Raw genomic sequence first — 25,286 nt, forward strand, 5'->3', positions numbered from 1 at the left:
CCAGTGCCAATAGCTAACGCGACCGAAATTTCTGGCTTTCGTCACCGTTTATGGCGACCAAACGGGATGACTCAATCGAGAAGCAGCGTTGTCAATTCAATCGCTGATTTGACTTGCAGTTTCTCCATCAAGTGCGCCCGGTGATTTTCCACGGTGCGAACGCTGATCCCCAGTTCCCTGGCAATCGCCTTGCTGGTCTTGCCAGTCGTGACGTGCCAGGCAACGACTCGCTCCTTCGGGGTCAGGCGTGCAAGCCGCGTGCTTTTGTCGGCGCAAGCCAGCTTCTGCTCGTGCATCTGGCGGCTGCGTTCCAGCGCGCCCCGCACTTTTTGCACCAGCATGGCGCCATCGACGGGCTTCTCCAGAAAATCGAGCGCGCCCGCCTTGATCGCCTTGACCACCGAAGGGACCTCGGAGTAAGCGGAAACAAAGATGGTAGGAGGAAGAATGCCCATGCCCGCCAGCGCTCCCTGCACCTGCAGGCCGCACATCCCCGGCATGCGCAGATCGCAGACCAGGCATTCAACTGGCGCCGGCCGGTACGATTCAACAAACTCGCGAGAGGAAACAAACGTCCTTATGTCAGCGCCAAGACCACGGAGCAACTCGTGGTACGCCCAAAGCACAATTTCATCGTCGTCGACTAGATAGATGACGGATCGTTCAGTTGCCACAACCTACGCCTCCAGTTCCTGGCTCCCTGCGACCGAATTTCGGCCTGCCCGTACGCTCACCTACTGCGCAATGCAGTCGATAGGGCCATTCGGACACCTGACACGCTCTACATCCACCGGCACAGTAAACCATCATGATGGCTAAGTTGAAATTGGGCAATCCCCGTAGTAGTTGGCAAAGAACGAAACCGAAAATATTTCGATTTCTGGACTTATATTTATTAAGAAGAAACTTAATAGCGCAACGTACCCCGGCGTGCCACGACGTGGAATGTGCTGCTTTGTCCTCCAGCATATGAGAATCCGTAATTACCATAGAATTTAATTACCGTAATCCAGGATAAAAATCATTTTTCCCAATGTGCCAGCGGCACCCGGGATGACTCCGGGGCGCTGGCCCACGCCAGCCATGCCGGGAACGCAAGTGCGCGATCAGGCCACTGCGGCGGCGCGCTGGAGGCGTGCGTCCCGTTCGCTCGCCGGCGCATGCGGCCGCCCGGCGCCGCCGGCGCCCGGCAGGCGGAAGAACGCCACCACCTCGTTGAGCTCCTGGCCCTGTTCCTGCAGCGCCCGGGATGCGCTGGCGGCCTGTTCCACCATGGCAGCGTTTTGCTGGGTCACCTGGTCCATCTGCGAGATCGCCAGGTTCACCTGCTCGATGCCGCGGCTTTGTTCCATCGATGCGCTGGCAATGTCTTCCACGATGCTGCTCACGCGCGCGACCGCCTTGGTCACCGAGCTCATGGTCTGCCCGGCTTCGCCCGCCAGCGTGGAGCCGTCCTGGATCTGCTGGAGCGAGCCCGCGATCAGTTCCTTGATCTCCTTGGCGGCGCTTGACGAGCGTTGCGCGAGGCTGCGCACCTCGCTGGCCACCACGGCAAAGCCGCGGCCTTGCTCGCCGGCGCGGGCAGCTTCCACCGCGGCGTTGAGCGCGAGGATATTGGTCTGGAAGGCGATGCCTTCGATCATGCCGGTGATGTCGGCAATCTTGGTGGAGCTGGCGCTGATGCCCTGCATCGTATCGACCACGCGGCCAACCGCCGTGCTGCCGCTCTGCGCGATATCGGCGGCCTCGCGGGCCAGTTCGTTGGCTTGCCGGGCGTTCTCGCTGCTCAGGCGTACCGTAGTGGTCAGCTCTTCCATGCTGGCGGCGGTTTCCTCAAGCGATGCCGCTTGCTCTTCGGTGCGCTGGCTCAGGTCCGCATTGCCCGCGGCGATCTGCGCCGATGCCCCGGCGATGCTTGCGCTGCTCTCGCGCACGCGGGAAACGATCTCCGTCAGGCGCGCGTTCATGTCGCGCAGGGCCGACAGAAGGCGGCCGGTCTCGTCCCGCGCTACTACGGCAATCTGGCTGCCCAGATCACCGCGCGCTACCGTTTGCGCCACGTCCACGGCCGTTTGCATGGGCCGGGTGATGGAGCGCGTGATCAGCAGGCCGCTCACCGCGGCGAGCACCATGGTGCAAATGGACATGACGATCAGCAGGTTGCGCTGCGCGGCATAGTCCTCCTCCAGCCTGCGCACCGTATCGACCTGGCGGCCTTTGGTGAACTCGGTATAGGCATCGGTCGCCTTGACCAGCGCCCCTAGCAAGGGGCGGCATTCGTCGTTCATCTTGAGGATGGCCTCGTCGCGCTTGGCGGCGAGCGCGAGGTCGACGATGGCGATGGCCACGGGACCATAGCGCGACTCCACGCGATCGATCTCGCGCACCAGGTTGCGCGCGGTGTCACTGGCGTCGCTGTCGCCCGACACCATGTCCTTGAGCTTTGCCAGCTGCGCCTGCACATCGTCATGTGCGCGTAACGCGGCTGCCTTCTCCAGGGTCAGGTCCTCGGGCCTGGTGACGAGAGCCAGGTTGCGCGCCGCGATGGCACGCCGGTCGACAGCGGTCCGCACCTGCGCGGCGACTTCGGCGCGCGCGTTGATGCCATGCAGGTAGCGGGAAAAGCCGTCCGTGGTCTGGCTCAGCGCGCGTAGCGACAAAGCGGAAATGGATAGCGCGATGGCGGCTAGCAGGCTAAAGCTCAGCACGAGCTTGCCCTTGATGGTCAGGCTGTTGAAATTCACGATTTAATCCCCTTGTCCCGTTGGGACGTTGGTGCTGCGGAATGGTCCATGAGTCATGGCTTGAATCGCCAATGCGAACCGTTGCGCTGCAATCCCGTTCCCGCTTTTCCTATTTGTGATGATCTGGGCGATCGTCTTCGCGTCGCGCCGTCTTGTTATGGCCTAAACAGCACAATTCCAAATGCATACGGAAGCACGCTGCAGAATGGCTAACGGCAAGAAATCGGAAGATATCCCCCCTCCTGGAGAGGGGCAGGCTTTATGGAATTCGGCCAAGTAGCGCCGGGGCCGCTTTGCGTTGCGCAAGCGGGCGTTAATGGGGAGCGTTAAGGTCTCAACCAGCAAGCGGCGTGGTGTCACCCACTGGCCGAATCCGCAGGCTCAAGCCGGCAATGGGTCCGGCATGGTCTCCTGGGCGGCCTCGGTGACACGGGGACGGTTGTGGCGCCACGCCGCCAACTCCCCCGCCCCCAACGGCGCAGCGAACAGATAGCCTTGCGCCCAATGCACGCCGTGCTGTCGCAGGTAGGCGGCCTGCACCTCGTTCTCGATCCCCTCGGCAGTCAGCTCCAGATGCAGCCGCTGGCCCAGGCCAATGATGGTGTCGAGCACCACGGCGTTGACGGAGTCCGTGCCGATGCCCATGACGAACGAGCGATCGATCTTGAGGAAATCGGCATGGAGCTGTTCAAGGTAGGACAGCGAACTCTGCCCCGTGCCGAAGTCGTCGAGCGCCAAGAGCACACCCTGCGCGCGCAGGTGCGCGATGTTGCGTTGCACCTGCTCGTCGTTCGGCAGCGCTTCGCGCTCGGTCACCTCCAGGACCAGCAGTGGCCCGTCGGGGCCGAGCTTGCCCAGGAGCCGCTGCACATCAGCGACGAATCCGGGCGTCGCCAGGTGGGAAGCGCTGACATTGACACCGATGTGGTCACGCGGCCCCAGCCCCAGGCCTGGCAAGTCGGCGGCCACCAGATCAAAGATATGCCGAGTCAGGTCGCCGATGAGGCCATTGTCTTCGGCCAGCGGGATGAAGATGTCCGGCCGGATATTGCCCCGGCCGGGCCGGTGCCAGCGGACCAGGGCCTCGAGCCCGCTGCACTCCCCCGTGGCCAACCGGATGACCGGCTGGTAGACCATGTGGAACTCGCGCTGGCGCATGCCTCGGTAGATCTCGTTGACCAGCGACAAGCGCCGCCTGCAGAACAGATGCGCCAGGTATCCCGAGAGCAGCGCCGCCAGTACCAGGAAAGGCGCGTAGTGACGCCACAGCTCATGGCGGTAGGCAGTGATCAGCGCCGGTGCGACCGCGACGCGCACCTCGATGGGAAAGGCGGCGGACTTGGCCAGCTTCATGCTGTTCCGGTAGCGCGGGCCGGTTGTCGTCGCCAACGGCGCGCCGGTCGGCAACTGGCGCAGCGAGTCGCTGAGCAGGATCTGGACCTGGAACTGGCCGCTGTACGAGGCGGCTGCCTGAATGTCCAGCAGGTACTGCCCGTCGATCACGGCCAGCACGCCCGAGCCGTTGCCGATGCCTCGCGAGACGATGACCGCGGGCCGGTCCGGGACCAGGGAGGTGCCCGCGCTCGGGGTGATCCGCGGCCCCAATGGCAAGCTGGTCATCGCGTCGAATGCCAGGGTGAGCGGGATATCGTTGACCTTGCCCAGGACCGGCGAGCAGTAGAGCTTCTCTTCATGAACCAGGATGAGCGAGCGGAAATACGGACTCAGGGTGCTCGCCCGCGTGAGTTCGCCGATCACCTCCTGGCATGGCTTGCCGAGCAGCGCCATGGATTTGTCGACATTGGCGGTGACCACGCCGAGGATGTTGTCCATCTGCTTCTGGATCGACACCGCCGTGACCAACGCTTCGCCGTCGGCGCGTTGCCTTCCCTGCAGGAATACCAGCGGCACCATGACGAGTGCGGGGATCAGCATGGCTGCCAGCACGATTGCCGGGTGCCAGTATTGCTCACGCCGAAGCTTGATGATCTGCACGTTCGATGCTCCTGCGCGTGACGTGCAGTCGGGAGGCCAAGTTTAGGTACCCCATCCCTGCTGACGTGCTCGCGCTACGGTGTGATTGATGTGTACTCGTCCGGGCCCGCCATGCGTCCAGGCCCCACCTTCAGCACGACAACCGCTGCAATCCAGGTCGACTTCCCGATGATCTTGTGTTTGTCTCGCGAGCGTTCCCTTTACCTTGCTGCATCCTGGCCGGGGCCCTCATTTTTAGTACAAATCCTAAATTTAGAAGATGGATCTTACAATAAGGCATCGCTTAGGCGGCGAATTCCATAATCACCGCAACCTCTCTCGCATTGATGTCGGTGCAGTGACCGGCCCGGGCATAGCGATCGATTCCGCTCGAAGGGGTCGGTTGCGGCCGACGCTTGCATTTTAGGACTTGTCCTATTCTCTTGACGGCATGCCGCCAGTAAGCTTGCGCCTTGCCTTACCGAGAAGCGAAATGAAGCACAACGAAACGCGCCGTACCTTGACGCTCGGGCTCGCCGCCATTTCCATGGCCGCAGGCAGCGCCTGGGCCGGCGAGGCCCAGGACCTGTACGCGGCGATGATCAGTGGCAAGTGCGTGCCCGCCGCCGCCGCCTTGCAAGCGCGCGCCAAGGCTGGCGTGGCCGCGGCCCAGGGCCATCTGGGCATTGCCTATGTCCGCGGCGCCTGCGTCAAGAAGGACATGCAGGCAGGCGTGGCCTGGCTGCGCAAGGCCGCCGCGCAGGGCGACGCGGATTCGCGCAATGAGCTTGGTAGTCTCTATTCGACGGGCGATGGCGTGCCCAAGGACTATGCGCAGGCGAGGCGCTGGACCCGCCTGGCGGCCGAGCAAGGCTACGGGCCGGCCCAATACAACCTGGCACTCCAGTACCACTTCGGAGAAGGCGGGCCGGTGGATGATCGCGAGGCGGTCATATGGCTGCGCAAGGCGGCCGTGCAGGGCCTTGCGGACGCGCAGGCGAACCTGGGCGCCATGTTGATCAAAGGCGAAGGCATGGTCCTGAGCAACAAGCGCGAAGGCGTGCATTGGCTGCGCAAGTCCGCCATGCAAGGCCATCCCACCGGCCAGAACAACCTGGCGGCAGCCTACGAGAATGGCTGGGGCGTGGCGCGCAACCTGGTACTGGCCTACGCCTGGGTGCTGCTGTCGACCCGCGAGGCCAAGCCGGGTTCGGAGGACATGACGCTGCGCACCGGAATGGCCGCGGAACTGACCGCCAAACAGCGCGCCGAGTCCGAGCGGCTGGCGCGCGAGTGGAGGGCGGGACAAGACCTCACGACGACGATGCCATGAGCGGAGGATGAGCCGTGACAAGCCATCGACCATCGTCGAATGGTTTCTGCATCAAACTCTTGGCAAGTCCAACCGGTTCACCCCCGAGGCCTGCCTGCGGCGCCGGCTCGCTCGCACTGCTGATTATCCGTTCAATCGCGTTGATGAACGGCTGCCCTGGGCCATAGCCGACCGGCCTCTGGCGCCTGTCACTCTTACCCAAGAAAATGTACCTGCTTCCGCTATCGCTATCCCTGATTGCACTCAGTTCCGGCTGCGCTTTGACGCCCGAATCCATGATCCGGTCTCAGCTTGACGAAGCGGTGGCGAAGGCGGAGAGCATGGCAGTCAGTGACTCCCGAGATAGGAGCAACTGCAAAGCGTCCCCCAAGACCTGGCGCGCACCAATCCACTCGCTAACGCAGGATATCCGCGTACGGAGATGCGAGACCGTCTACTACTATTTCGCCACCTACGCACAATTTGTGGGAGACGTCTACCCAATCGCCTTTGCGCCGGGCATCGCTTTCGTTGGGTCCGAGGATCTTCTCACGGGTGAAAAGGGAATGGCCGACTAGCCTTGTGCAGGCAGCCGTAAGGCATCGCTTTGGCGCCCATTTTCCAGGCTTCAAGCTCGTTGTCATTTACCCAAGCTCGTCGTCACACATCAGCCGGTCATCCACCGATGATCACTTATTGCGTTTCACTTCGCATCAGATTGGGAGCATTCATGCGAAATAGCATTACCCCGGCCGTTCGTTCCGTACGCCGCGCGCTGGGAAAACGCGCAATGACATGCGGCAAGAACGTAACGGACGCACGCACTTCGCGCGGGCCTGCATGGCATGGCCATCTCGACACCGTACGGTTGGCCCCATCGGCCGCGGCATTGTTGTTCGGCCTGCTGCCTGGTATTGCGGCTGCCGATGGCGCACGGGACTGGATGAATCTCCCGATCGACACGAATCTGGTCTATCTCTACTACAACCATGTTCAGTCCAACACGCAACTGGACACGACCCTTCCAGTGCAGGGGGTCAACGCCACCATGAACATGGCGTTGGCCCGCTATGCATATTCCTTTCCGGTGGCAGGCAAGACCGGTGGCATCCAGTTCCTGCTGCCCTACAGCTGGGCGAGCGCCAACGTCGATAGTTCCATGGCCCCGCTGGCGTCGCGCGAGTTCAGCAAGAACGGCGCGGGCGACCTGACCGTTGTGCTCGCGGCCAACCTGTTTGGCGCGCCGGCACTGACTCAGGAAGCATTTGCAAAGGCCACACCGCAGACGCTTCTTACCTCGGCCGTCTTCCTTACCGTCCCCACCGGGCAGTATGACCGGAACAAGCCCGTCAATTTCGGTGGAAATCGTTGGGTGATCAAGCCACAGCTTGCATTCAACTACCCTTTTGGCAAGTCGATGCTGTCCGTCAATGGCAATGTCTCGTTCTACACCGAGAACGGCGAGTACTTCCAGCCGGATGGTCACGGAAAGCTACAGCAAGCGCCGTTAGGAACGCTGGAAGCGCACTACAGCTACAGCTTCAACCGCGCGCTGTGGGCGGCGGTGGACATGGTCTACAGCAACGGGGGGCAGACCAGAATCAACGGCATCAAGCAAGACAATGCGCAGAACACGCTCAAGCTTGGCGTCAGCGGAAGTTTCAATTTCACCCCTACGGATGCCGTGGCGGCTTCCTTCCTCAAGACCGTCAGCACGCCAGCAGGGGCCGCTAATGTGAAGGTCTTTTCCATCAGCTACAACCATGCGTGGTAGTAGTCGACATCCTTGCTGTGAATACCCATAACAAGAAGAAGCGATAAACATGAAGAACAGACTTGGTCCCCGGCAACGCCTGCTGGCAATGGCGTTCGCCCTGGCGAGCACCCCGGCACTCCTCTGCGCGCAATCCGCCCCGGCGCCTGGCAAACCTGCCACTGACCTGACCCGGCAAGCCAACGCCGCAGTGCTCAAGGCGCTTCCGTTCAACGACCGGACCGACTTCGAATCGGCCCAACGCGGGTTTATCGGCACCACACCGGACCTTGTCATTCAGGCGGGGAACGGCAAGCACGCTGCCTGGAACCTGCCGGCGTACGATTTTCTCAAGGCTGAGACGGCGCCCGACACCATCAATCCCAGCCTGTACCGTATGGCCCAGCTCAATATGTTCAACGGGCTGTTCGCCGTTGTCGACCGCGTCTACCAGGTACGCGGCTTCGATCTGTCAAACATGACGATGATCGAAGGCGACACCGGACTGATCCTGATCGATCCGTTAATGAGCAGGGAAACCGCGAAAGCCGCGCTTGACCTGTATTACCAGCACCGGCCGCGCAAGCCGGTCGTGGCAGTGATCTACACCCACAGCCACGTGGATCACTATGGCGGCGTCAAGGGCGTCGTGAACGAGGCGGATGTCAAGGCTGGCAAGGTAAGGATCCTGGCGCCCGAGGGCTTCCTGGAAGAAGCGGTCAGCGAGAATATCTACGCCGGTACCGCCATGAGCCGCAGGGCCACGTATATGTATGGGTCGCTATTGCCGCGCGGGCCGCAAGGCCAGGTCGATGGTGGACTCGGCAAGAGTACCTCGCTTGGCGAGGTCACCTTGATCTCCCCCACCGATTCGGTGACAAAGACCGGCGAGACCCGCACGATTGACGGCGTGCAGATGGAGTTCCTGATGGCGCCCAATACCGAAGCGCCCGCGGAAATGCTGATCTGGCTGCCTCAGTTCCAGGTGCTCAACATGGCCGAGGATGCCACGCACACGCTCCACAACCTCTATACGCTGCGCGGCGCCCAGGTGCGCGATGCCAGGGAGTGGTGGAAGACCGTCAACGAAGCGGCCAATCGCTATGGCGTGCGCGCCAAGGCCGTGATCGCCCAGCACCATTGGCCGACCTGGGGCGACGCCATCGTGCCATTCCTGGAGAACCAGCGTGACATGTTCAAGTACCTTCACGACCAGACGCTGAATCTTGCCAACCAGGGCTACACGTCGGTGGAAATTGCCGAGATGCTGAAACTCCCCGACAGCATTGGCAAGCAATGGTACAACCGGGACTACTATGGCTCGGTCAATCACAACGCCAAGGCGGTCTACCAGCGTTACCTCGGCTGGTATGACTCCAACCCCGCAAACCTGTACAAGCTGCCGCCCACCGAGGCAGCCGTGCGTTACGTGGCGTTCATGGGCGGCGCGAAGCGCGTCATCGACAAGGCCCGGCAATCGTTCAAGGAAGGCGACTATCGCTGGGTGGCGGAAGTGATGAACCACGTTGTCTTTGCCGATCCGGATAACAAGGAGGCGCGCGAACTGGGCGCCGATGCGCTGGAGCAGCTCGCCTACCAGACCGAGAGTCCCACATGGCGTAACGAGTTCCTGATGGGCGCCCTGGAATTGCGGCGCGGCACCGTCAAGCTACCGGGCGCCGGCGTGGCCTCGGCGGATACGGTGAATGCGATGACCGCCGACATGATCCTGGACTACGCCGGCATCCGCCTGAATGGGAAGAAGGCAGCCGGGAAGACGCTCAATGTCAACTGGATCAATCCGCAGACCAACGAGCAGTACGCGATCGAGTTGCGCAATTCGGTCCTGATCTATACCGTCGGGAAACAGCTCCCCAAGGCGGATGTCACGATCACAACCAACAAGCTCGGCCTGGCCAGCGTGCTGGGCGGGGCGACCACACTGAGCAAACTGTCGCAGGCGGGAGGGGCAAAGGTGGAAGGCGCTGGCGAGAAATTCGACGAACTCGCGGGCATGCTCGACACATTCAAGCCTGACTTCAATATCGTGACGCCGTAGTCCGCGAGAAAACGCGAGTGTATTTATGAAAAGGCGGTATCCAGCACTGGCGCAACGCCAACGTCGCGCGTGGGGGTATGCACAAGGGCGGAGACCATCTCCAGGCATGCCAGGGCCTGGCCGATGAGGTGCCGCTCCTGATCCGGGTCTCGCGCCGCCTGGACTACCAGCCTGGCGCTCATGCACAGCCGCAAGGCGCTGACCGGGACACCTGCCCTGTGGCCGCTGTCCACGGGCTGGCCAAGCTGGTAGGCCACGCCTGCGTCGGCGCTCCCCGGCGCCTGGACCCGGCGAAAGATGGCGGCCGTCTCCTCCCGGCTGAGCGCGGCCCTGCCGCCTCCCGGCTGGCATCGGTACAGCAGGAAGGGGTGAATGGTCTGGATCTCGTCCCAGTGGGATGGCGCGTTCAGCGCGGTGCGGTCCAGCGCCGGCACCGCCAGCGCGGCAAAGGCGGGATCGCTGCCCAGCCTTTGCTGGATGGCACTGGCAAAACGCCGCAGAATGCCAGCGGCTTGCCCGGCCGGCACCGCGAGGAATTCGCGCAGCTCGTGGATCGCAGCCTGCCAGCGCAGCAGCAGGCCGAAGTTCGCATAACTGCCGAGCGCCTGCGCGCTTGCCCAGCCTTGCGGCCATTCCTCGCGCGCGGAGTACAGGCGCAGCTCCGCCGGGACGCCGCGCTCGCGTAGTGTCTTGCCCATGGCCGCTGGCAGCAGCAAGGCGCCGGAAAACGAAGGCCCGGTCACAAACTTGGAGCCGGTCAGCGCCACCATGCAGCCGTTGCGCAGGTAGGCCTGGAGCGTACCCGGCTCAATGCGGAACTGGCAGGCGTCGACCAGGACCTGCACCGCCGAGGGCCAGCGGCGATGCAGCGCCGTCACGCACGCAATGCTCGGCGCGATGCATCCGGTCTTGGAGATGTCGATCTGCACCAGCAACACCTGGCGTCCGTCTTGCACGGCCTGGCTGACGAGCGCATCGATTTGCGCATCGACCACGCTCGCATCCCGCAAGCTGCCGTCCGCATTGCGGATCGGCACATCGAGGATGTCGCTGGCGCAGGCCTGGCTCAGCGACTCGCCCGGGATGGTGGTACGGCCCAGTGCGTTGTACGTGCTGAAGTGGCGCCCGGCGAGCGCGGCGGCCACGCCGCTGCCGCTCTCGGCCTCGCCGGCCAGGATCACCAGCGGCCGGCCCTGAACGCCAAGAACACCCGCATCGCCCGCATCGCTGCCGGCCCCATCGGCCGCCACCCGCGCGGCAACGCGCGCCGCGAGCAGGTGCACATCGGTGCCGGAAGCCGAGAAGACAAGCCCGGTGCCAAGCGCATCGCCAATGCCGCACAGCGCCAGCAACTCGCCGCGCAGCCGGTCCAGCTCGCGGCGATACAGCTCGGCCGCGCTCTGGTGCGGCAGCGCCGCGGCAAGCCGGTTGCGCAGCACGTCCACCTCGGCGAACGCGGCGGGAGAAATCCCCGAGGACGTGGAGGAGCCAAAGGGAACCAGCCCCGTCGAGGCGAGCGGCTGGCAACCGTACTTGTTACGGCCGGTCTCCGGATCCAGCGCGATGCGGTGGTCCCCGCCGCTGACCAGCAGGTCAGCCGTCGATGGCAGCGGCATCGTGCGCGTCCATGCGGTCGGCATGGGCCTGGCTGGCGTTGATCAGCATGGTGCGGAACGCCGCGAAGATCTTGTGCATCTGCGGCTGCTTGTACGGGAAGAGGTCAACCGGATCGATATCGTGCACCACCATCGCCGTATCGGCCTCGAACACCAGCAACGCACCATCCGGCGTCTCGGCGCAATCCAGGCCCACGTAGTCAAGGCCCAGCCGCTCCTGGATCCGTGCGAGGGCATCCTTGTGGCGCAGCGCGAAGGTGTGGTCGAAGTCGCGCATGATGGCGGCTTCTTCATCCCGCTTGGCCGCGCTCTCGGCCATGCCGGCATTGAGATAGTGGATCATCCAGTGCTCCGAGATGCCGACGTGGCACACATAGGCGCGCCCTTCGATCAGCACCAGCCGGTATTTGCGGAACTGGCCGTCATCGTTCCGGTAATCGATGAAGTAAGAGACATAGAAAGCCGGCTCGTCCGTCTGCGCCAGGTAGCCGGCGAGTTCGGCCGCGTCGCCGATCTTCTCCAGGCCCTTGCCCGCATGCGAGCCAAGCGGCCTGACGATGATCGGGAAAGCGCCCTCGCCCAGCACCGACGAGATCGCTGCCTGCCCGCTGGCGATGCCTGCCAGCACCTGGCGATCCACCCGCAGCGTCGGCGGCATGCACACGCCCGGCGCCGAGGCCAGCAACGACGCCGCCCGGTCCCGCGAGAGCTGTTGCAGGCGATCCGGCTGGTTCAGCACCGGGCGCGGCCAGATTGCCGCGAGCGCGCGCAGGTGCTCCAGCACGGGCTGGGTACGGTCGGATTCGCCAACCGCGATGAACAGCACGTCGTGCTCCGGCACGGCCTGCGGCAGCGGGTTCTCCGGCGTGACGTAGAGCGCATCGAGCGCCACGTCGGAGTTGCCCAGCAGGCACTCCAGCGGCGTGTTGGCCATCAGGTCGCCCGACACCATGATGGCCAGCACGCGCAGGCGGGCTTCGCCATTGCGCAGGGTCGGCAAGTGATAGAGCTGGCGCGCCTGCAGCGCCTCGGCCTGCATGGTCATGGCCAGCGCGTGATCGCCGATGAGCTGCAGGACCAGCGAGAGATCCATCAACGCATTGGCATCGTCCGGCTGCGCCTGCAGGTGGTTGATCAGCTCGGCGCCGAGCGGGCGCAGGTCCTCGTTCTGATGGGCCGCCCGCAGCAGGTGGCGCAGGCCGATCAGGGTGTCAGGGGCCGGCGTCATGTTGGCGGAATCAAGAATTGCGTTCATTGTGGTAGGCCGCTGGCTTCGGGAACGGGTACGGGTGATATGGCGCTCAGCGACCGGCCAAGCGCGAGAGTGGCGTTCAGCAAGACATCGATATCCTGCGGCGCGCTGCGATGATTGAAGAGCGCAACCCGGATCGCAAAGCGAGCGTCGAGCACGGTCGACGAAGGCGCGGCGAGGCCGGATTCCTGCAGGGCGACAACAAGATCGCGGTTGAGCTGTTCGATGACGCCGTTCGCATCGGCATCAACATTGGCGCTGGCATTCGCGCCGATAAAGCGGAAGCAAACGATGTTGAGCGATACCGGCGCCAGCAACTCAAGCTCCGGCTCGGACTCGATGCGCCGCGCGAGTTCCTGCGCCAGGGTGCAGGTGTGGGCGATCATGCCGCCCAGCCGCTCGGTGCCGTAGACCTTGATCGTGAACCAGGTCTTCAGCGCACGGAAGCCGCGCGACAGGTCCGGCCCGAAATCGCAAGGCCAGGGGGAGCCGGCCGCCATGCCGCGCTCGCCGCGGCTGAGGTACGTGCCCTCGTGCGTGGCAAAGGTGCGCAGGTGCAATTGCCGGTCGCGGACCACAAAGAAGCCGGCGTCATAGGGGACCTGCAGCCACTTGTGAAAATCGAAGGCGATCGAATCCGCCTGCTCGATGCCGCGCAGGCGCGGCGCCAGTTGGGGGCACAGCATGGCCAGGGCGCCAAAGGCACCATCGACATGAAAATGCAGTTGCTCCCGGCGGGCAATGCGCGCGATCTCGGCCAGGTCGTCGATGGCGCCCGTATCCACGGTGCCGGCGGTGCCCACCACAAGAAATGGCTGCAAGCCGGCAGCGCGATCGACGGCAATAGCGGCGGCAAGGCACGCCATATCCATGCGCCCCATCTCGTCAACGGGAATCGAGCGCAGATTGTCCTTGCCGAGGCCGGCCAGGTCCATGCCCTGGGCGATGCAGCCATGCGCCCGGGTGGAGGTGTACGCCGTCAGGGGCCGCGATGTCTGCCCCATGCCGGTTGACCGTACCTCGGACCCGAGCGCCCGGGTCCGGGCGACCAGCACGCCGGACAGGTTGGCCATGGACGAGCCGGTCAGGAACAGGCCGCTGGCATCCTCGGGAAAGCCGAACAGCTCGATCACCCAGCGCAGCACCTGCCACTCCACCTCCACCGGGATATGGTCGCGCCCACCCAGGTTGGCATTGAGCCCGGCCGCCAGCATTTCCGCCAGCATCCCGACCGGCGTGCCCCCGCCGTGCACCCAGCCCATGAAGCCGGGATGCGCGTTGCCCACGGCAAATGGCAGGATGCTGTCCATGAAGGTCTCATGCACCTGATCCAGCCCGCTGCCCTCCCGCGGCAGGGACTCGCGGAAGCGTGCGCGCACCGCGTCGGGAATCGGCTGCCAGACCGGGCGGGCACGGATGCCCTGGAGGTGGTCCAGCATATCGTCGAGCATGCTGTGCCCCTGCGCCCTCAGCGCGCTCCAGTCGACGGGATCGAGACTAGTGGTGACTGGCTGCCAGCAGCCCTGGGTGGTTGGTGTTGACATGGCTAATGGCGGTCCGGAAAACGCTGCGTCCCCATGGGAGGTGCGGTTCGCGACCTGGTTTCCGGGACATCGTGCCGGGGATCATAGCGCTGGGCCAGCAGGGCATTTGGTGGAGTACGGCCGGTTTTCCGCCCTATTTCTCTGCGACCGAAAAACAACACTGCCGGCGCTGCCTTACCACATTCCAATCATTTGCGAGTGCCGCTCCGCGAGACGATAATTGTGTCGTCAAGCATCTAATGTATTGCTCGCGCCACTCCTTCAGCAGCCGCCCTCCCTCATGCAGCCACACCAAGGCTTACCCTATCCCCAACGCTCCTGGGCCATCCTCACCGTGTTTTGCGGCCTGATCATGGCCGTGCTCGATGGCTCGATCGCCAATATCGCGCTGCCCTCGATCTCGCGCGAGCTGGCGGCCGACCCGTCCAGCACCATCTGGGTGGTCAACGCCTACCAGCTCACCGTCACGGTGTGCCTGCTGCCGCTATCCTCGCTGGGCGACATCCTTGGCTACAAGCGCGTGTACCGCGGCGGCCTGGCGATATTCCTGGCGGGCTCGCTGTTGTGCGCGCTGTCGCCCAACCTGCCGGTGCTGGTGGCCGCGCGGGTGCTGCAGGGCATCGGCGGCGCCGGCATCATGAGCGTGAACACGGCGCTGGTGCGCTTTATCTATCCGCCCACCAAGCTGGGCCGGGGCATCGGGCTGAACGCGCTGGTGGTGGGCATCACCATTGCCGTGGGGCCCTCGGTGGGCGCGCTGATCCTGTCGGTGGCGAGCTGGCCGTGGCTGTTCGCCATCAACGTGCCGGTGGCAATCTTTGCGCTCGCGCTGGCCCGCACCGCACTGCCGGCGACGCCGCCCCAGCCGCGCAGCTTCGACTATCGCAGCGCGCTGCTCTCGGCCGTGGTCTTTGCCTTGTTCATCCTGGGCGTGGACGGCGCGGGCCACGCGCAATGGCGCCCCGCCGCCGCCGCCGGCCTGGTGGTGGCAGCGTTGCTGGGATGGTGGCTGGTACGCATGCAGCGCGGCAAGCATGCGCCGCTGGTGCCGGTGGACCTGTTCGCCAGCCGCGCCTTCACGCTGGCGGTGGGCACGTCGTTCTGCTCCTTCATGGCGCAGATGCTGGCCTTCGTGGCGTTGCCTTTCTACCTTGAATACCAGCTTGGCCGCACGCTGCACGAGACGGGGCTGCTGATCACGCCGTGGCCGCTGATGGTGGCCATCATGGCGCCCATCTCGGGACGCCTGTCCGATCGCTATCCCGCCAGCATCCTGGCCGGCATCGGGCTGGCCTTGCTCGGGAGCGGGCTGATCGGCCTGGCGACACTTGGGCCGGAAGCGTCCAGCTTTGCCGTGTGCTGGCGCATGGCCATGTGCGGATTGGGATTCGGGTTATTCCAGTCACCGAACAACCGCGCGATGATTGGCGCTACGCCGCCGGCGCGCAGTGGCGGCGCTAGCGGGGCGCAGGCGACAACGCGGTTGCTGGGGCAGACCACCGGGACAGCTGTTGTGGCGTTGTTGTTTAGTGTTGATGCCAGCGGGGCGGCTCGGGTGGCGCTTTTTGTTGCCGCGGGGGTGGCGCTGGTGGGGGCTGTGGTTAGTTTTAGCCGGTTGCGGAGTGGGAGTGGGCCTGCGGTGCGGGTGGGGGTGGCGGCTGAGGCGGATTTGTGATTTTTGTTGGCGGTGGTTTTTGGGGCTAGGGGCTATACGACGTCGCTCTGCGGGGTTGGTCGCTGTTTGTTTGAGCGGCGTTGGCTCTTGCACCCAAGAGCCATACGACATCCCCCTGCGGGGGCTGCCGGTCACTCTTCTTTGCGTCGGCAAAGAAGACTAACGAGAAGAAAGCCGACCCTGCCGGGGGCAGAGCAATAAGGCTGTTCAGCCTCGGTGGTTGCGTCGTACGGCCGGGAGTGTTGGCTGGCCTTTGCCTTACCGGCTCACAGATCATCATAACTGCATGACCCAATGGTCACGTGGTGGTGCCCCTGATCGCTTTGCGCGGTGACCATTCACACATCTGCCGTTCGCGGTGCGTAGCGCCGCGATCCTGCCTTCCTTGGTGGTTTCGTGGTTTTGTCTCTGGCGGCGGGCGCCCGGCCTATTTGACGCCCTGCCGTACCGGCTCTATCTGCGCCTTGCTCTCGGCTTCCCGGGTTTCGTGGTGGGCACCGTGGCCCGTCCGCGAGGGGCGCGCTCACACCCACGGCGCTCGTCTTCGAGACAAAACCACGAAACCAGCGACACCCGAAACGGCGCAGCCCCTTGCACCGCGAACGGCAGATGTGTGAATGGTCACCGCAAGCGAGGTCAGCGGCTGCACGACGTAACCCATGGGTCATGCAAGTTCGATGACCTTCGAGCCGGTTGGACACGCCAGCCAACACTCCGGGCCGTACGACGAAACCACAGCCCCACATAAGCCCGATTGCTCTGCCCCCGGCAGGGTCGGCTTTCTTCTCGTTAGTCTTCTTTGCCGACGCAAAGAAGAGTGACCGGCAGCCCCCGCAGGGGGATGTCGTATGGCTTTTGGGTCCAAAAACCAACGCCGAAGAAATAAACAGCGACCAACCCCGCAGAGCGACGTCGTATAGCCCCTAGCCCCAAAAACCAACACCTTTACTCCGCCTTAGCCCCCGAATCCCTCACCACCTTCGCCCACTTGGCAATCTCAACCTTCTGATACCCCGCCAACTTCTCCGGCGTACCAAGAATAGGATCCAGCCCCAAGGTCTTGAGCTTGGCTTGCACATCGGGAAGCTGGTAAATCCGGTTGAGCTCGGTGTTCAGCTTGGCGATCACATCCTTGGGCGTATTCGCCGGTGCAAAGATCGCAAACCACGAGTCCGCATCAAACCCGGGCAGCCCCTGCTCTGCCAGCGTGGGAATATCCGGCGCCGAATGCGAGCGTTTCGCGCTGGTCACGCCAAGCGCCCGCACCTTGCCCTCCTTGATCACCGGCAGCGCCGACGGCAGGTTGTCGAACATCATGCTGATATGGCCGCCGAGCAGATCGGGAATGGCCATGGCGCGGCCCTTGTAGGGCACGTGGGTGAGCTTGACCCCGGCCAGGGAGTTGAACATCTCGCCCGCCACGTGCGGCGAGGTGCCGATGCCCGGCGTGCCGAAAGTCAGGGCGCCCGGCTTGGCCTTGGCCAGCGCGATCAGCTCCGCCACGTTCTTGGCCGGCACGGAAGGGTTGACCACCAGCACGTTGGGCGTGGAGGCGACCAGGATCACCGGGGTGAAATCCTTGACCATGTCGTACGGCATCTTGCTGTAGAGCGCGCCGTTGATGGAGTGCGTGCCGACCGTGCCCAGCGCCAACGTGTAGCCATCCGGCGCGGCATGCGCGACGGACTCGGCGCCGATGTTGCCGCCTGCGCCCGGCTTGTTGTCCACCACCACGGGCTGGCCCCACGAGGGTGAGATTTTTTCGGAGAAGATGCGCGCCAGGATGTCGGGCGCGCCGCCGCTGGGAAAGCCCACCACCATCCGGATGGGCTTGGAAGGATAGGTGTCGGCATGGGCCGAGGGCACGGCGAAGGTGGCGCAGGCGGCCAGGACGGCAGCTGCGAAAGGTTTGCAACGCATGGTGTGTCTCCCGATGTTCGGTTTTATTCTGGTGTCGGACTGATCTTGCACGCGGCCAGGGCAAAGGGGCGAAGGGGCGAAGCCTTGCACCCGTGCGCCGGCAGCGGTAACTCAACTGACTGTTCTGACTGTTCTGAACGTTGCGCGGGGTTTCACGCCACGCTTAAACCACCGTGCCGCCGAACTCCGCCATCACTTTATCGTGCAGCCGGCGCATTCCCTTTAGCCAACGATCGTAATCTTGTCCTTTGCGCTGGTAATACTCGAGCACTTCCGGATGCGGCAGGATCAGGAAGCGCTCGTCCTTCACGCCTTCCAGCGTGACCTGTGCCACGTGCTCGGGCGTGACCGAGCCGGCCTGCAGGAAGCCCTTGCGCTCGCCATCCTCGCCGAACAGCATGCGCGTCTGCACGCCCTGCGGGCAGATGCAGCTGACCTTGATGCCGCGATCGCCGTAGGTGATCGACAGCCACTCGGCAAATCCGATGGCGGCGTGCTTGGTCACTGCATAGGGCGCCGAGCCGATCTGCGACAGCAGGCCGGCGGCCGATACGGTGTTGACGAAATAGCCATCGCCGCGCGCCAGCATCTGCGGCAGCACCGCGCGCGAGGCGTGGATGTGGGCCATGACGTTGATCTCCCAGATGCGCTGCCATTCCTCGGCGCTGGCATCCAGGCCCTTGCGCAGGATGATGCCGGCGTTGGAGCAGAACACATCGATCTGGCCGAAGCGTTGCGTGGCCTCATCGGCCAGCGCCTGCACGGCGGCAGCATCGGCCACGTCGGTTTGCTGCGCGAACACCTGGCAGTCCGGGCTGGCCTTGGCCACTTCCTCGGCTACCGCCTGCGCGCCCTTGCCATCCAGGTCGGCCACGGCCACGCCGCGCGCGCCGCCGGCGGCAAATGCCAGCGCCAGCGCGCGCCCGATGCCGGTGGCGGCACCCGTCACCACCACGGTCTTGTTGCGAATCTCCATCTTTGTCTCCTTTGTTTGCTATGTCTGTATTGCCAGCTAGATGTGTGGCCCTGGGGCCGTGAGAAAGCGATACGTGGCGATGGCATCGATGGCGCGCATGGCACAGCTATCCACGCCCCTGCCACAGACGGCTCTGCAGCGCTTCAGCAAGTTCGCGGATGCGCGGGCCGAGATTGCCGTCGAGGATTTCCGGCGTCAGCCGCGTGGCCGCGCCGCCGATGTTGATGGCCAGCACTTCCGCGCCGTCTTCGAGCACCACGGGCGCGGCCGCGCCGCTGACCGTGCGGTCCCACTCCGCGTGGGCCAGGCAGAAGCCGCGCTTGGCGTAGTCGCGCAGCGCGCGCTCGAGCTTGATGCGGATCGCGGGCCAGCGTGCGCCGTAGTGGCGCTCCAGGTCGGCCAGCACGGCGGCGCGCCGCTCCGGCTCCAGCCCGGCCAGCCACGCGCGGCCAATGGCGGAGGTGGCGGTGGGCAGGCGCGAGCCGGGCGCCAGCCGCATTACCAGCGCGCCGCGCGGCTGGCAGACTTCCAGGTACACCATCTCATGGCGGTCCGATGTGGCAAGCGCCACCGTGCAGTCGGTGGCAAACGCCAGCGATTGCATCAGCGGCTGCGCGATCTCGCGGATGCCCGAGCCGGCGAGGTAACGCTGGCCAAGCACCATCGCGCCCTGGCCGAGCCGGTACTTCTCCAGCGACGCCGAGTAGATCAGGTAGCCCAGGCTGGTGAGCGTGTAGGTCAGGCGTGAAACCGTGGGACGCGGGATGCCGGCGCGCCGCGCCAGTTCCGCATTGCCAAGGTAATCGTCGTGCGGGCCGAAGGCGCGCAGCAGGTCCAGCCCACGCGCCAGCGCGGTGACAAAATTGCGGTCGTCACGGTCGATGTCCGGTTCGCCACCGTGGTGCGGCGCATCGGCGGCGCGCACAGGCGTGGCATGCGCGCCGCCGGGCAAGCAAGCGGAGGAGGCAGGCGAGAGCGGGATCGACGAGGTGCGCTTCATACGTGGCGATAACGCTTGGCTACTGGGTGCGGGAAGCAGACCTGTGGCCGCCTTTGGAGATGGCGGGCCGGAGGTAAGCCGGCTATTTCGCTGTGCGGAAGACTATTCCGTATTTCTTGACTGTGCCTCAGGCCGTATGCAACAGTCAATGAAAACGAACGATCGTGCTGGAACATACCTACGCAGACATGCGTAGCGCTTCACGGTACACGACGACACCGCACCCGGGGCCTGCACGGCAGGCCATTGCCGCATCGCACAGGAGACCAAGCATGCATCACGCCATTCACCAGGCCGCACCGCCCCGCGGCTGACTTTCGCCCCGCCTGACCAAGTGGCCCCCGCATTGTTTTTTGCGCGGCGCCGCCATTTCCACGCAGCCCGCAGCGCGGCTTGCGTGCCTTCGTTCGTGATTCGAAAAGTCGCATGAGGTAAGCCCGTGACATTGTTTCTTCAACAAGTCCTCAACGGCCTGACGCTGGGCGGCGTATATAGCCTGGTGGCGTTGGGCCTGACGCTGGTCTACGGCATCCTGCACGTGCCCAATTTCGCGCATGGCGCCTTCTACATGGCAGGCGCCTACGTCTCGTACTACTTGATGACGTCGCTGGGCATGAACTACTGGCTGGCGATGGGCGCCGCCGCCATCGCGGTGGCGGCGCTGTCGATGCTGGCCGACCGGCTGGTGTTCCATCCGCTGCGCAACGCGCCGGAGCTGCACGACATGATCGCCGCCATCGGCATCATGCTGTTCCTCGAAGCCGGCGCGCAGGCAATGTGGGGCGCCGACTTCCATCGCATGCCCACGCCTTATGGCCAGATGGTGGAAGTGATGGGCCTGACCGCGCCGGCGCAACGGCTGCTGATCATCGCCGCCGCCTTCGGGCTGATGGTGCTGCTGCACCTGTTCCTCACGCGCACCGTGACCGGCTCCACCATCGTGGCGATGGCGCAGAACCGCGAGGGCGCGGCGCTGGTGGGCATCGACGCCACGCGTGTCACGCTGCTGGTGTTTGCCATCTCCGGCGCGCTCGCCGCCATTGCCGCCACGCTCTACGCGCCGATCAACCTGGTCTACCCGAGCATGGGCAACCTGGTCATCACCAAGGCCTTCGTCATCATCATCCTCGGCGGCATGGGCAGCATTCCCGGCGCCATCGTGGGCGGACTGATCATCGGCATGGCCGAGAGCTTCGGCGGCTTCTACGTCTCGACGGACTACAAGGACATCATCGCCTTTGCGCTGCTGGTGCTCATCCTGTCGATCCGGCCCCAAGGCCTGTTTGCCGGCAAGGCCGCATAAGGAGCGCACCATGACAAAGACACTGCAAGGCAAGACCGGCTGGGCCCTGTTGCTGGCGCTGGCCATCGCGTTCCCGCTGGTCACGCCCAACAGCTACTACCTGACGGTGATGACGCTGGCCTTCATCTACGCCATCGCCACGCTGGGGCTGAACCTGATCACGGGCTACACCGGCCAGCTCAACCTGGCGCACGGCGGCTTCATGGCCATCGGCGCTTATACGCTGGGCATCCTCACGGTGGATCACCAGGTGCCGTTCTGGGCGGCGTTCGTGCTGTCCGGCGTGGTGTGCATGGTGGTGGGCTACTTCGTCGGCGTGGTATCGCTGCGGCTCAAAGGCCATTACTTCTCGATCTTCACGCTGTGCATCGGATACATCATCTACCTGCTGATCGAGAAGTGGGAAAGCCTGACGCACGGCACCGTGGGCCTGATCGGCATCCCGGTGCCGGCCTCGGTGGGCCCGCTCGCGTTCGACAACGTGCAGGCGCAGTACTACCTGGTGCTGTTCTTCCTGGTGGTGGGCACCTTCCTGATGCACCGCATCGTCACTTCGCTGCTGGGCCGCAGCTTCATGGCCGTGCGCAACAGCGACGCGCTGGCGGAGGCGCTCGGCATCAACCTGATGCGCACCAAGGTGCTGTCGTTCGTGCTGTCGGTGGGCTATGCCGGCTTTGCCGGCGCGCTGTACGCGGGCCAGGTGCGTTTTCTCGGGCCGGACATCGCGCGCACCGACCTGACCTTCGAGATGGTGATGGCGATGCTGGTGGGCGGCACCGGCACGCTGCTGGGGCCGCTGCTGGGCGCGGTGCTGGTGCCGTGGGTCACGCAGACGCTGCAGTTCCTGCAGGACTACCGCATGCTGGTGTTCGGGCCGGTGCTGGTGCTGCTGATCATTTTCGTGCCGGACGGCATCGTGGGCTCGTGGGCCAAGCGCCAGGCGCGCCGCGCCGCCGCTGCACGCCGCGGCGGCACAAGCCGCGTGCACCCGGCCGACGCGCCCGTCGCCGGCAACCCGAATGCAAACGCTGCGAACGCAGGGGCCGACCATGCTTGAGATCCGCAACCTGACCAAGAAATTCGGTGGCCTGAGCGCCGTGCACGATGTCTCGATCACCTTCGAGACGGGCCATATCAACGCCATCATCGGCCCCAACGGCGCGGGCAAGACCACCTTCTTCAACCTGATCGCCGGCACCCATGCGCCAACCTCCGGGCAGATCCTGCTCAAGGGCCGCAACGTGGCCGGCCTGCGCGCCGACCAGATCGCCCGCCTCGGCGTGGCCCGCACCTTCCAGGCCACGCACCTGTTCGACCGCGCCACCGTGCTGGACAACCTGATCGTTGGCCACCGGCTGCGCACGCAAGCGGGGCTGGCCGACGTGATCTTCAACACGCGCCGGCTGCGCGAGGAAGAGCGGCTGTGCCGCGCCAAGGCCGAGGAGGCGCTCGACTTCGTGGGCCTGGCGCACCTCGCGCATGAAGTGGCGGCGGACATCACGCAGGAAGAGCGCAAGCGCGTGGCCTTTGCGCTGGCGCTGGCCACCGATGCCGAACTGCTGCTGCTCGACGAACCCGCGGGTGGCGTGAACCCCGAGGAGACCGTGGGCTTGGCCGAACTGATCCGCAAGATGGTCCGCCACGGCAAGACGGTCTGCCTGATCGAACACAAGATGGACATGATCATGCGGCTGGCCGACAAGATCATGGTGCTGAACTACGGCGAGAAAATCGCCGAGGGGTCGCCCGCGCAGATCCAGCAAGACCCGCAGGTCATCGAAGCCTATCTGGGAGCCGACCATGTTGCAGCTTGAACGCGTTTCGCTTTCGTACGGGAGCTTTCGCGCGCTCGACAACATCACGCTGAACGCCGCCGCCGGCGAGCTGGTGGTGCTGCTGGGCGCCAACGGGGCTGGCAAGAGCTCGATCTTCATGGCGCTCAGCGGCATCCATCGCACCAGCGGCGGCAGCATGCGCTTTGACGGCCGCGAGCTGGCTGGCATGAAGCCTTCGCAGATCGTGCAGGCGGGGCTGGTGCACTGCCCCGAAGGGCGCAAGCTGTTTCCCGCCATGAGCGTGCAGAAGAACCTGACGCTGGGCGCCTACGTGCACCGGCGCGACTCGGCCGGCATCAAGCGCTCGCTGGAAGAAGTCTTCGAGATGTTCCCGATCCTGCGGCAGAAAAAGGACGACCCGGCCGGCTCGCTGTCAGGCGGACAGCAGCAGATGGTGGCGCTCGGCCGCGCGCTGATGGGACGCCCGCGCACGCTGCTGCTCGACGAACCATCGCTGGGCCTGGCGCCACTGGTGGTCAAGCAGATGTTCGAGGTGATCCAGCGCATCAACCGCGCGGGCACCACGGTGCTGCTGGCCGAGCAGAACGCCTATGCGGCGCTGGGCATCGCCCACCGCGCGTATGTGATCGAGAGCGGCCGCATCGTGATGCAAGGCGACCGCGACACGCTGCTAAAGGATGAAGGAATCCGGAAGGCGTACATCGGCGGATAGCGCCCGGCGGCTTTCGTGGCCCAAACGGGCCACCCCTCAAGCGATGCGAAGCGAGCCGTGAAGGTGTACCAAGCCGTATGGGGCGCCTCGGGATCCGGCGAAAAGAGCGGAAAAGAGGGACCCATGTCTGAGTATCGCCTTAAGGCGATGCGAGTTTGGGTCCCGGCCGCTCTTTTCGCCGGAGCCCGAGGGGGTGTCGCCCCATCCGGCGCGCTTCTTTGCCTACTTTCTTGGCAAGACAAGAAAGTAGGTCGCCCCCGCAGGGGGTGAAACCGCCTTTGACTTTAAGCCTTTAGCCTTTGACTTTGAAGTTAAGCCGTTCCAACTAAATCCAATACAACCACATCAGGAGACAGCCAAATGCAAACCAAAATGATCCGCCGCCTCTTCCCCCTCGCCGCCACCGCCGTGGCCACCCTGATGGCATCCGGCACCGCCTTCGCGCAGGAAGTCGTCAAACTCGGCTACACCGGCCCGCTGTCGGGCGGCGCCGCGCTGTACGGCAAGAACGTCCTGTCCGGCATCCAGATGGCAGTGGACGAAATCAACGCCTCGGGCCTGGAGGTCAAGGGCAAGAAGGTGAAGCTGGAAGTGGTGTCGCTGGACGACAAGTACGCGCCCGCCGAGGCCGCCATCAATGCGCGCCGCCTGGTGCAGCAGTACAAGACGCCCGCCGTGTTCGTGCCCCATTCGGGTGGCATCTTCGCACTGCAGGCGTTCAACGAGCAGGAGAAATTCCTGGTGATGGCCTACTCCAGCGTGCCGCGCATCACGGACACAGGCAACAAGCTGACCATCCGCATCCCGCCGTCCTACACTGGCTATATCGAGCCCTTCATCAAGGCGCAGATGAAGCGCTACGGCAAGAACGTAGCACTGGCCCCGGCCGACCACGATTACGCCAAGGCCTGGGTGCAGGCGTTTGTGCCGGCCTGGGAAGGCGCGGGCGGCAAGGTGGTGGCCAACAACCCGATGTCCTACACCAAGGCCACCGACTTCTACAGCGGCGTGTCACGCGTGCTGGCCGACAAGCCCGACGTGATGTTTGTGGGCGGCCCGTCCGAGCCGACCGCACTGGTGGTCAAGCAGGCGCGCGAGCTGGGTTTCAAGGGCGGCTTCATCGTGATGGACCAGGCCAAGCTGGATGAGATGGCCAAGGTCACCAACGGCCTGGCCATGCTCGAAGGCTCCATCGGCGTGATGCCGCTGGCCAACGATGCCCGCCCGGCCGCGCAAACCTACAACAGCAAATACAAGAAGCTGCATGACGGGCGCGACGCCACCACCGAGATGTCGCTCAACTACACCATGGTCTACGCGCTGGCCGGCGCCATGAAGCTGGCCGGCACCACCAGCGACGTGGCCGCGATCCGGGCCAGGATGCCGGAGGCGGTGAAGACGCTGGCCAAGGATGCCAACCCGAACGAGATCGAGAGCATCGACGCCAAGGGCGGCACCGTTGCCGACACCGTGGTGGGCTGGGTGCAGAACGGCAAGATCGCACCGGTGCGGCTGTCGGAACTGGCGAAGTAACGCGCGGCAAGAGACAGGCCCGGCGCACCGCCGGCGCCATCGGCAACGAGCCCGTCCTGGCTAGCCAGGGCGGGCTCGTTGCCCTTCAGGCGTGCGCAACCGCGCTCTCGCAAGCGA

General features: G+C 64.6%; 19 protein-coding genes. 10 read left to right on the forward strand and 9 right to left on the reverse strand.

All coding sequences use genetic code 11. The features are described 5' to 3' along the window. Positions 1 to 71: 71 nt before the first annotated feature. The 3 genes from AC1Q7Q_RS35380 to AC1Q7Q_RS35390 form a co-directional block, all read right to left on the reverse strand. A complete protein-coding gene (locus tag AC1Q7Q_RS35380) occupies positions 72 to 674 on the reverse strand; it encodes a response regulator transcription factor (RefSeq protein WP_492373425.1) in 603 nt (200 codons plus the stop codon). 432 nt (positions 675 to 1,106) lie between these two features. Continuing rightward, positions 1,107 to 2,744: a methyl-accepting chemotaxis protein gene (locus tag AC1Q7Q_RS35385; RefSeq protein ID WP_492373426.1), complete on the reverse strand. Its 1,638-nt coding sequence runs from the start codon at positions 2,742 to 2,744 to the stop codon at positions 1,107 to 1,109. 381 nt (positions 2,745 to 3,125) lie between these two features. Continuing rightward, positions 3,126 to 4,739, reverse strand: coding sequence for an EAL domain-containing protein (locus tag AC1Q7Q_RS35390; RefSeq protein ID WP_492373427.1), 1,614 nt, complete (start codon positions 4,737 to 4,739; stop codon positions 3,126 to 3,128). Positions 4,740 to 5,211: 472 nt separating this feature from the next. Here AC1Q7Q_RS35390 and AC1Q7Q_RS35395 point away from each other — a divergent pair, with 472 nt between their 5' ends. The 4 genes from AC1Q7Q_RS35395 (at position 5,212) to AC1Q7Q_RS35410 (ending at position 9,842) form a co-directional block, all read left to right on the forward strand. Further along, on the forward strand, positions 5,212 to 6,051 hold the full coding sequence (locus AC1Q7Q_RS35395) for a tetratricopeptide repeat protein (RefSeq protein WP_492373428.1): 840 nt from the start codon (positions 5,212 to 5,214) through the stop codon (positions 6,049 to 6,051). 7 nt (positions 6,052 to 6,058) lie between these two features. Continuing rightward, positions 6,059 to 6,346, forward strand: a complete 288-nt coding sequence (locus AC1Q7Q_RS35400) for a hypothetical protein (protein ID WP_492373429.1) — start codon at positions 6,059 to 6,061, stop codon at positions 6,344 to 6,346. A gap of 369 nt (positions 6,347 to 6,715) precedes the next feature. Continuing rightward, entirely contained in the window at positions 6,716 to 7,804 is a 1,089-nt protein-coding gene (locus AC1Q7Q_RS35405) for a transporter (protein ID WP_492373430.1), read from the forward strand. Between the two features lie 49 nt (positions 7,805 to 7,853). Then, complete coding sequence (locus AC1Q7Q_RS35410) at positions 7,854 to 9,842, forward strand: alkyl/aryl-sulfatase (RefSeq protein ID WP_492373431.1); 1,989 nt, start codon at positions 7,854 to 7,856, stop codon at positions 9,840 to 9,842. A gap of 23 nt (positions 9,843 to 9,865) precedes the next feature. On the opposite strand, the gene AC1Q7Q_RS35415 is transcribed toward AC1Q7Q_RS35410, so the two are convergent. Genes AC1Q7Q_RS35415 through AC1Q7Q_RS35425 form a run of 3 tightly spaced genes read right to left on the reverse strand, consistent with a single transcriptional unit; the run spans position 9,866 to position 14,254 of the window. Then, positions 9,866 to 11,458, reverse strand: coding sequence for a hypothetical protein (locus AC1Q7Q_RS35415; protein WP_492373432.1), 1,593 nt, complete (start codon positions 11,456 to 11,458; stop codon positions 9,866 to 9,868). Then, positions 11,436 to 12,713, reverse strand: coding sequence for an ATP-grasp domain-containing protein (locus AC1Q7Q_RS35420; RefSeq protein WP_492373433.1), 1,278 nt, complete (start codon positions 12,711 to 12,713; stop codon positions 11,436 to 11,438). The genes AC1Q7Q_RS35415 and AC1Q7Q_RS35420 overlap by 23 nt, the downstream gene beginning before the upstream one ends. Beyond that, positions 12,710 to 14,254, reverse strand: coding sequence for a pyridoxal phosphate-dependent decarboxylase family protein (locus tag AC1Q7Q_RS35425; protein ID WP_492373434.1), 1,545 nt, complete (start codon positions 14,252 to 14,254; stop codon positions 12,710 to 12,712). Before AC1Q7Q_RS35425 ends, AC1Q7Q_RS35420 begins: the two co-directional genes overlap by 4 nt. 280 nt (positions 14,255 to 14,534) lie before the next feature. Between AC1Q7Q_RS35425 and AC1Q7Q_RS35430 the strand changes: the two genes are divergently transcribed. Further along, positions 14,535 to 15,929 carry an MFS transporter gene (locus AC1Q7Q_RS35430; RefSeq protein ID WP_492387271.1) on the forward strand — a complete coding sequence of 465 codons (1,395 nt, stop codon included), beginning with the start codon at positions 14,535 to 14,537 and terminating at the stop codon, positions 15,927 to 15,929. Between the two features lie 945 nt (positions 15,930 to 16,874). On the opposite strand, the gene AC1Q7Q_RS35435 is transcribed toward AC1Q7Q_RS35430, so the two are convergent. From AC1Q7Q_RS35435 to AC1Q7Q_RS35445, 3 genes are all read right to left on the reverse strand, one after another. Continuing rightward, on the reverse strand, positions 16,875 to 17,849 hold the full coding sequence (locus AC1Q7Q_RS35435; RefSeq protein ID WP_492376752.1) for a Bug family tripartite tricarboxylate transporter substrate binding protein: 975 nt from the start codon (positions 17,847 to 17,849) through the stop codon (positions 16,875 to 16,877). Between the two features lie 163 nt (positions 17,850 to 18,012). Continuing rightward, a complete protein-coding gene (locus AC1Q7Q_RS35440; RefSeq protein ID WP_150993598.1) occupies positions 18,013 to 18,825 on the reverse strand; it encodes an SDR family oxidoreductase in 813 nt (270 codons plus the stop codon). Positions 18,826 to 18,931: 106 nt separating this feature from the next. After that, complete coding sequence (locus tag AC1Q7Q_RS35445; RefSeq protein WP_492376753.1) at positions 18,932 to 19,825, reverse strand: IclR family transcriptional regulator; 894 nt, start codon at positions 19,823 to 19,825, stop codon at positions 18,932 to 18,934. A 439-nt stretch (positions 19,826 to 20,264) separates the two neighbouring features. Between AC1Q7Q_RS35445 and AC1Q7Q_RS35450 the strand changes: the two genes are divergently transcribed. The 5 genes from AC1Q7Q_RS35450 (at position 20,265) to AC1Q7Q_RS35470 (ending at position 25,169) form a co-directional block, all read left to right on the forward strand. Next, positions 20,265 to 21,128: a branched-chain amino acid ABC transporter permease gene (locus tag AC1Q7Q_RS35450; RefSeq protein WP_150993602.1), complete on the forward strand. Its 864-nt coding sequence runs from the start codon at positions 20,265 to 20,267 to the stop codon at positions 21,126 to 21,128. Between the two features lie 10 nt (positions 21,129 to 21,138). Then, positions 21,139 to 22,185, forward strand: coding sequence for a branched-chain amino acid ABC transporter permease (locus AC1Q7Q_RS35455; RefSeq protein ID WP_492376754.1), 1,047 nt, complete (start codon positions 21,139 to 21,141; stop codon positions 22,183 to 22,185). After that, a complete protein-coding gene (locus AC1Q7Q_RS35460) occupies positions 22,178 to 22,942 on the forward strand; it encodes an ABC transporter ATP-binding protein (protein ID WP_150993389.1) in 765 nt (254 codons plus the stop codon). Before AC1Q7Q_RS35455 ends, AC1Q7Q_RS35460 begins: the two co-directional genes overlap by 8 nt. Beyond that, positions 22,929 to 23,636: an ABC transporter ATP-binding protein gene (locus tag AC1Q7Q_RS35465; protein WP_492376755.1), complete on the forward strand. Its 708-nt coding sequence runs from the start codon at positions 22,929 to 22,931 to the stop codon at positions 23,634 to 23,636. Before AC1Q7Q_RS35460 ends, AC1Q7Q_RS35465 begins: the two co-directional genes overlap by 14 nt. A gap of 360 nt (positions 23,637 to 23,996) precedes the next feature. Continuing rightward, positions 23,997 to 25,169: an ABC transporter substrate-binding protein gene (locus AC1Q7Q_RS35470; RefSeq protein WP_492376485.1), complete on the forward strand. Its 1,173-nt coding sequence runs from the start codon at positions 23,997 to 23,999 to the stop codon at positions 25,167 to 25,169. Positions 25,170 to 25,286 lie beyond the last annotated feature (117 nt).

This window comes from Cupriavidus sp. GW823-FHT07A04 (assembly GCF_058794615.1).

What these genes read in the sequence shown, in the direction of transcription:
- AC1Q7Q_RS35465 (WP_492376755.1), top strand. Translation starts at nt 22,929, where the DNA reads ATGTTGCAGCTTGAACGCGTTTCGCTTTCGTACGGGAGCTTTCGCGCG.
- AC1Q7Q_RS35470 (WP_492376485.1), top strand. Translation starts at nt 23,997, where the DNA reads ATGCAAACCAAAATGATCCGCCGCCTCTTCCCCCTCGCCGCCACCGCC.
- AC1Q7Q_RS35460 (WP_150993389.1), top strand. Translation starts at nt 22,178, where the DNA reads ATGCTTGAGATCCGCAACCTGACCAAGAAATTCGGTGGCCTGAGCGCC.
- AC1Q7Q_RS35435 (WP_492376752.1), bottom strand. Translation starts at nt 17,849, where the DNA reads ATGCGTTGCAAACCTTTCGCAGCTGCCGTCCTGGCCGCCTGCGCCACC.
- AC1Q7Q_RS35420 (WP_492373433.1), bottom strand. Translation starts at nt 12,713, where the DNA reads ATGAACGCAATTCTTGATTCCGCCAACATGACGCCGGCCCCTGACACC.
- AC1Q7Q_RS35455 (WP_492376754.1), top strand. Translation starts at nt 21,139, where the DNA reads ATGACAAAGACACTGCAAGGCAAGACCGGCTGGGCCCTGTTGCTGGCG.
- AC1Q7Q_RS35415 (WP_492373432.1), bottom strand. Translation starts at nt 11,458, where the DNA reads ATGCCGCTGCCATCGACGGCTGACCTGCTGGTCAGCGGCGGGGACCAC.
- AC1Q7Q_RS35400 (WP_492373429.1), top strand. Translation starts at nt 6,059, where the DNA reads ATGAGCCGTGACAAGCCATCGACCATCGTCGAATGGTTTCTGCATCAA.
- AC1Q7Q_RS35395 (WP_492373428.1), top strand. Translation starts at nt 5,212, where the DNA reads ATGAAGCACAACGAAACGCGCCGTACCTTGACGCTCGGGCTCGCCGCC.
- AC1Q7Q_RS35425 (WP_492373434.1), bottom strand. Translation starts at nt 14,254, where the DNA reads ATGTCAACACCAACCACCCAGGGCTGCTGGCAGCCAGTCACCACTAGT.
- AC1Q7Q_RS35430 (WP_492387271.1), top strand. Translation starts at nt 14,535, where the DNA reads ATGCAGCCACACCAAGGCTTACCCTATCCCCAACGCTCCTGGGCCATC.
- AC1Q7Q_RS35445 (WP_492376753.1), bottom strand. Translation starts at nt 19,825, where the DNA reads ATGAAGCGCACCTCGTCGATCCCGCTCTCGCCTGCCTCCTCCGCTTGC.
- AC1Q7Q_RS35405 (WP_492373430.1), top strand. Translation starts at nt 6,716, where the DNA reads ATGATCACTTATTGCGTTTCACTTCGCATCAGATTGGGAGCATTCATG.
- AC1Q7Q_RS35410 (WP_492373431.1), top strand. Translation starts at nt 7,854, where the DNA reads ATGAAGAACAGACTTGGTCCCCGGCAACGCCTGCTGGCAATGGCGTTC.
- AC1Q7Q_RS35440 (WP_150993598.1), bottom strand. Translation starts at nt 18,825, where the DNA reads ATGGAGATTCGCAACAAGACCGTGGTGGTGACGGGTGCCGCCACCGGC.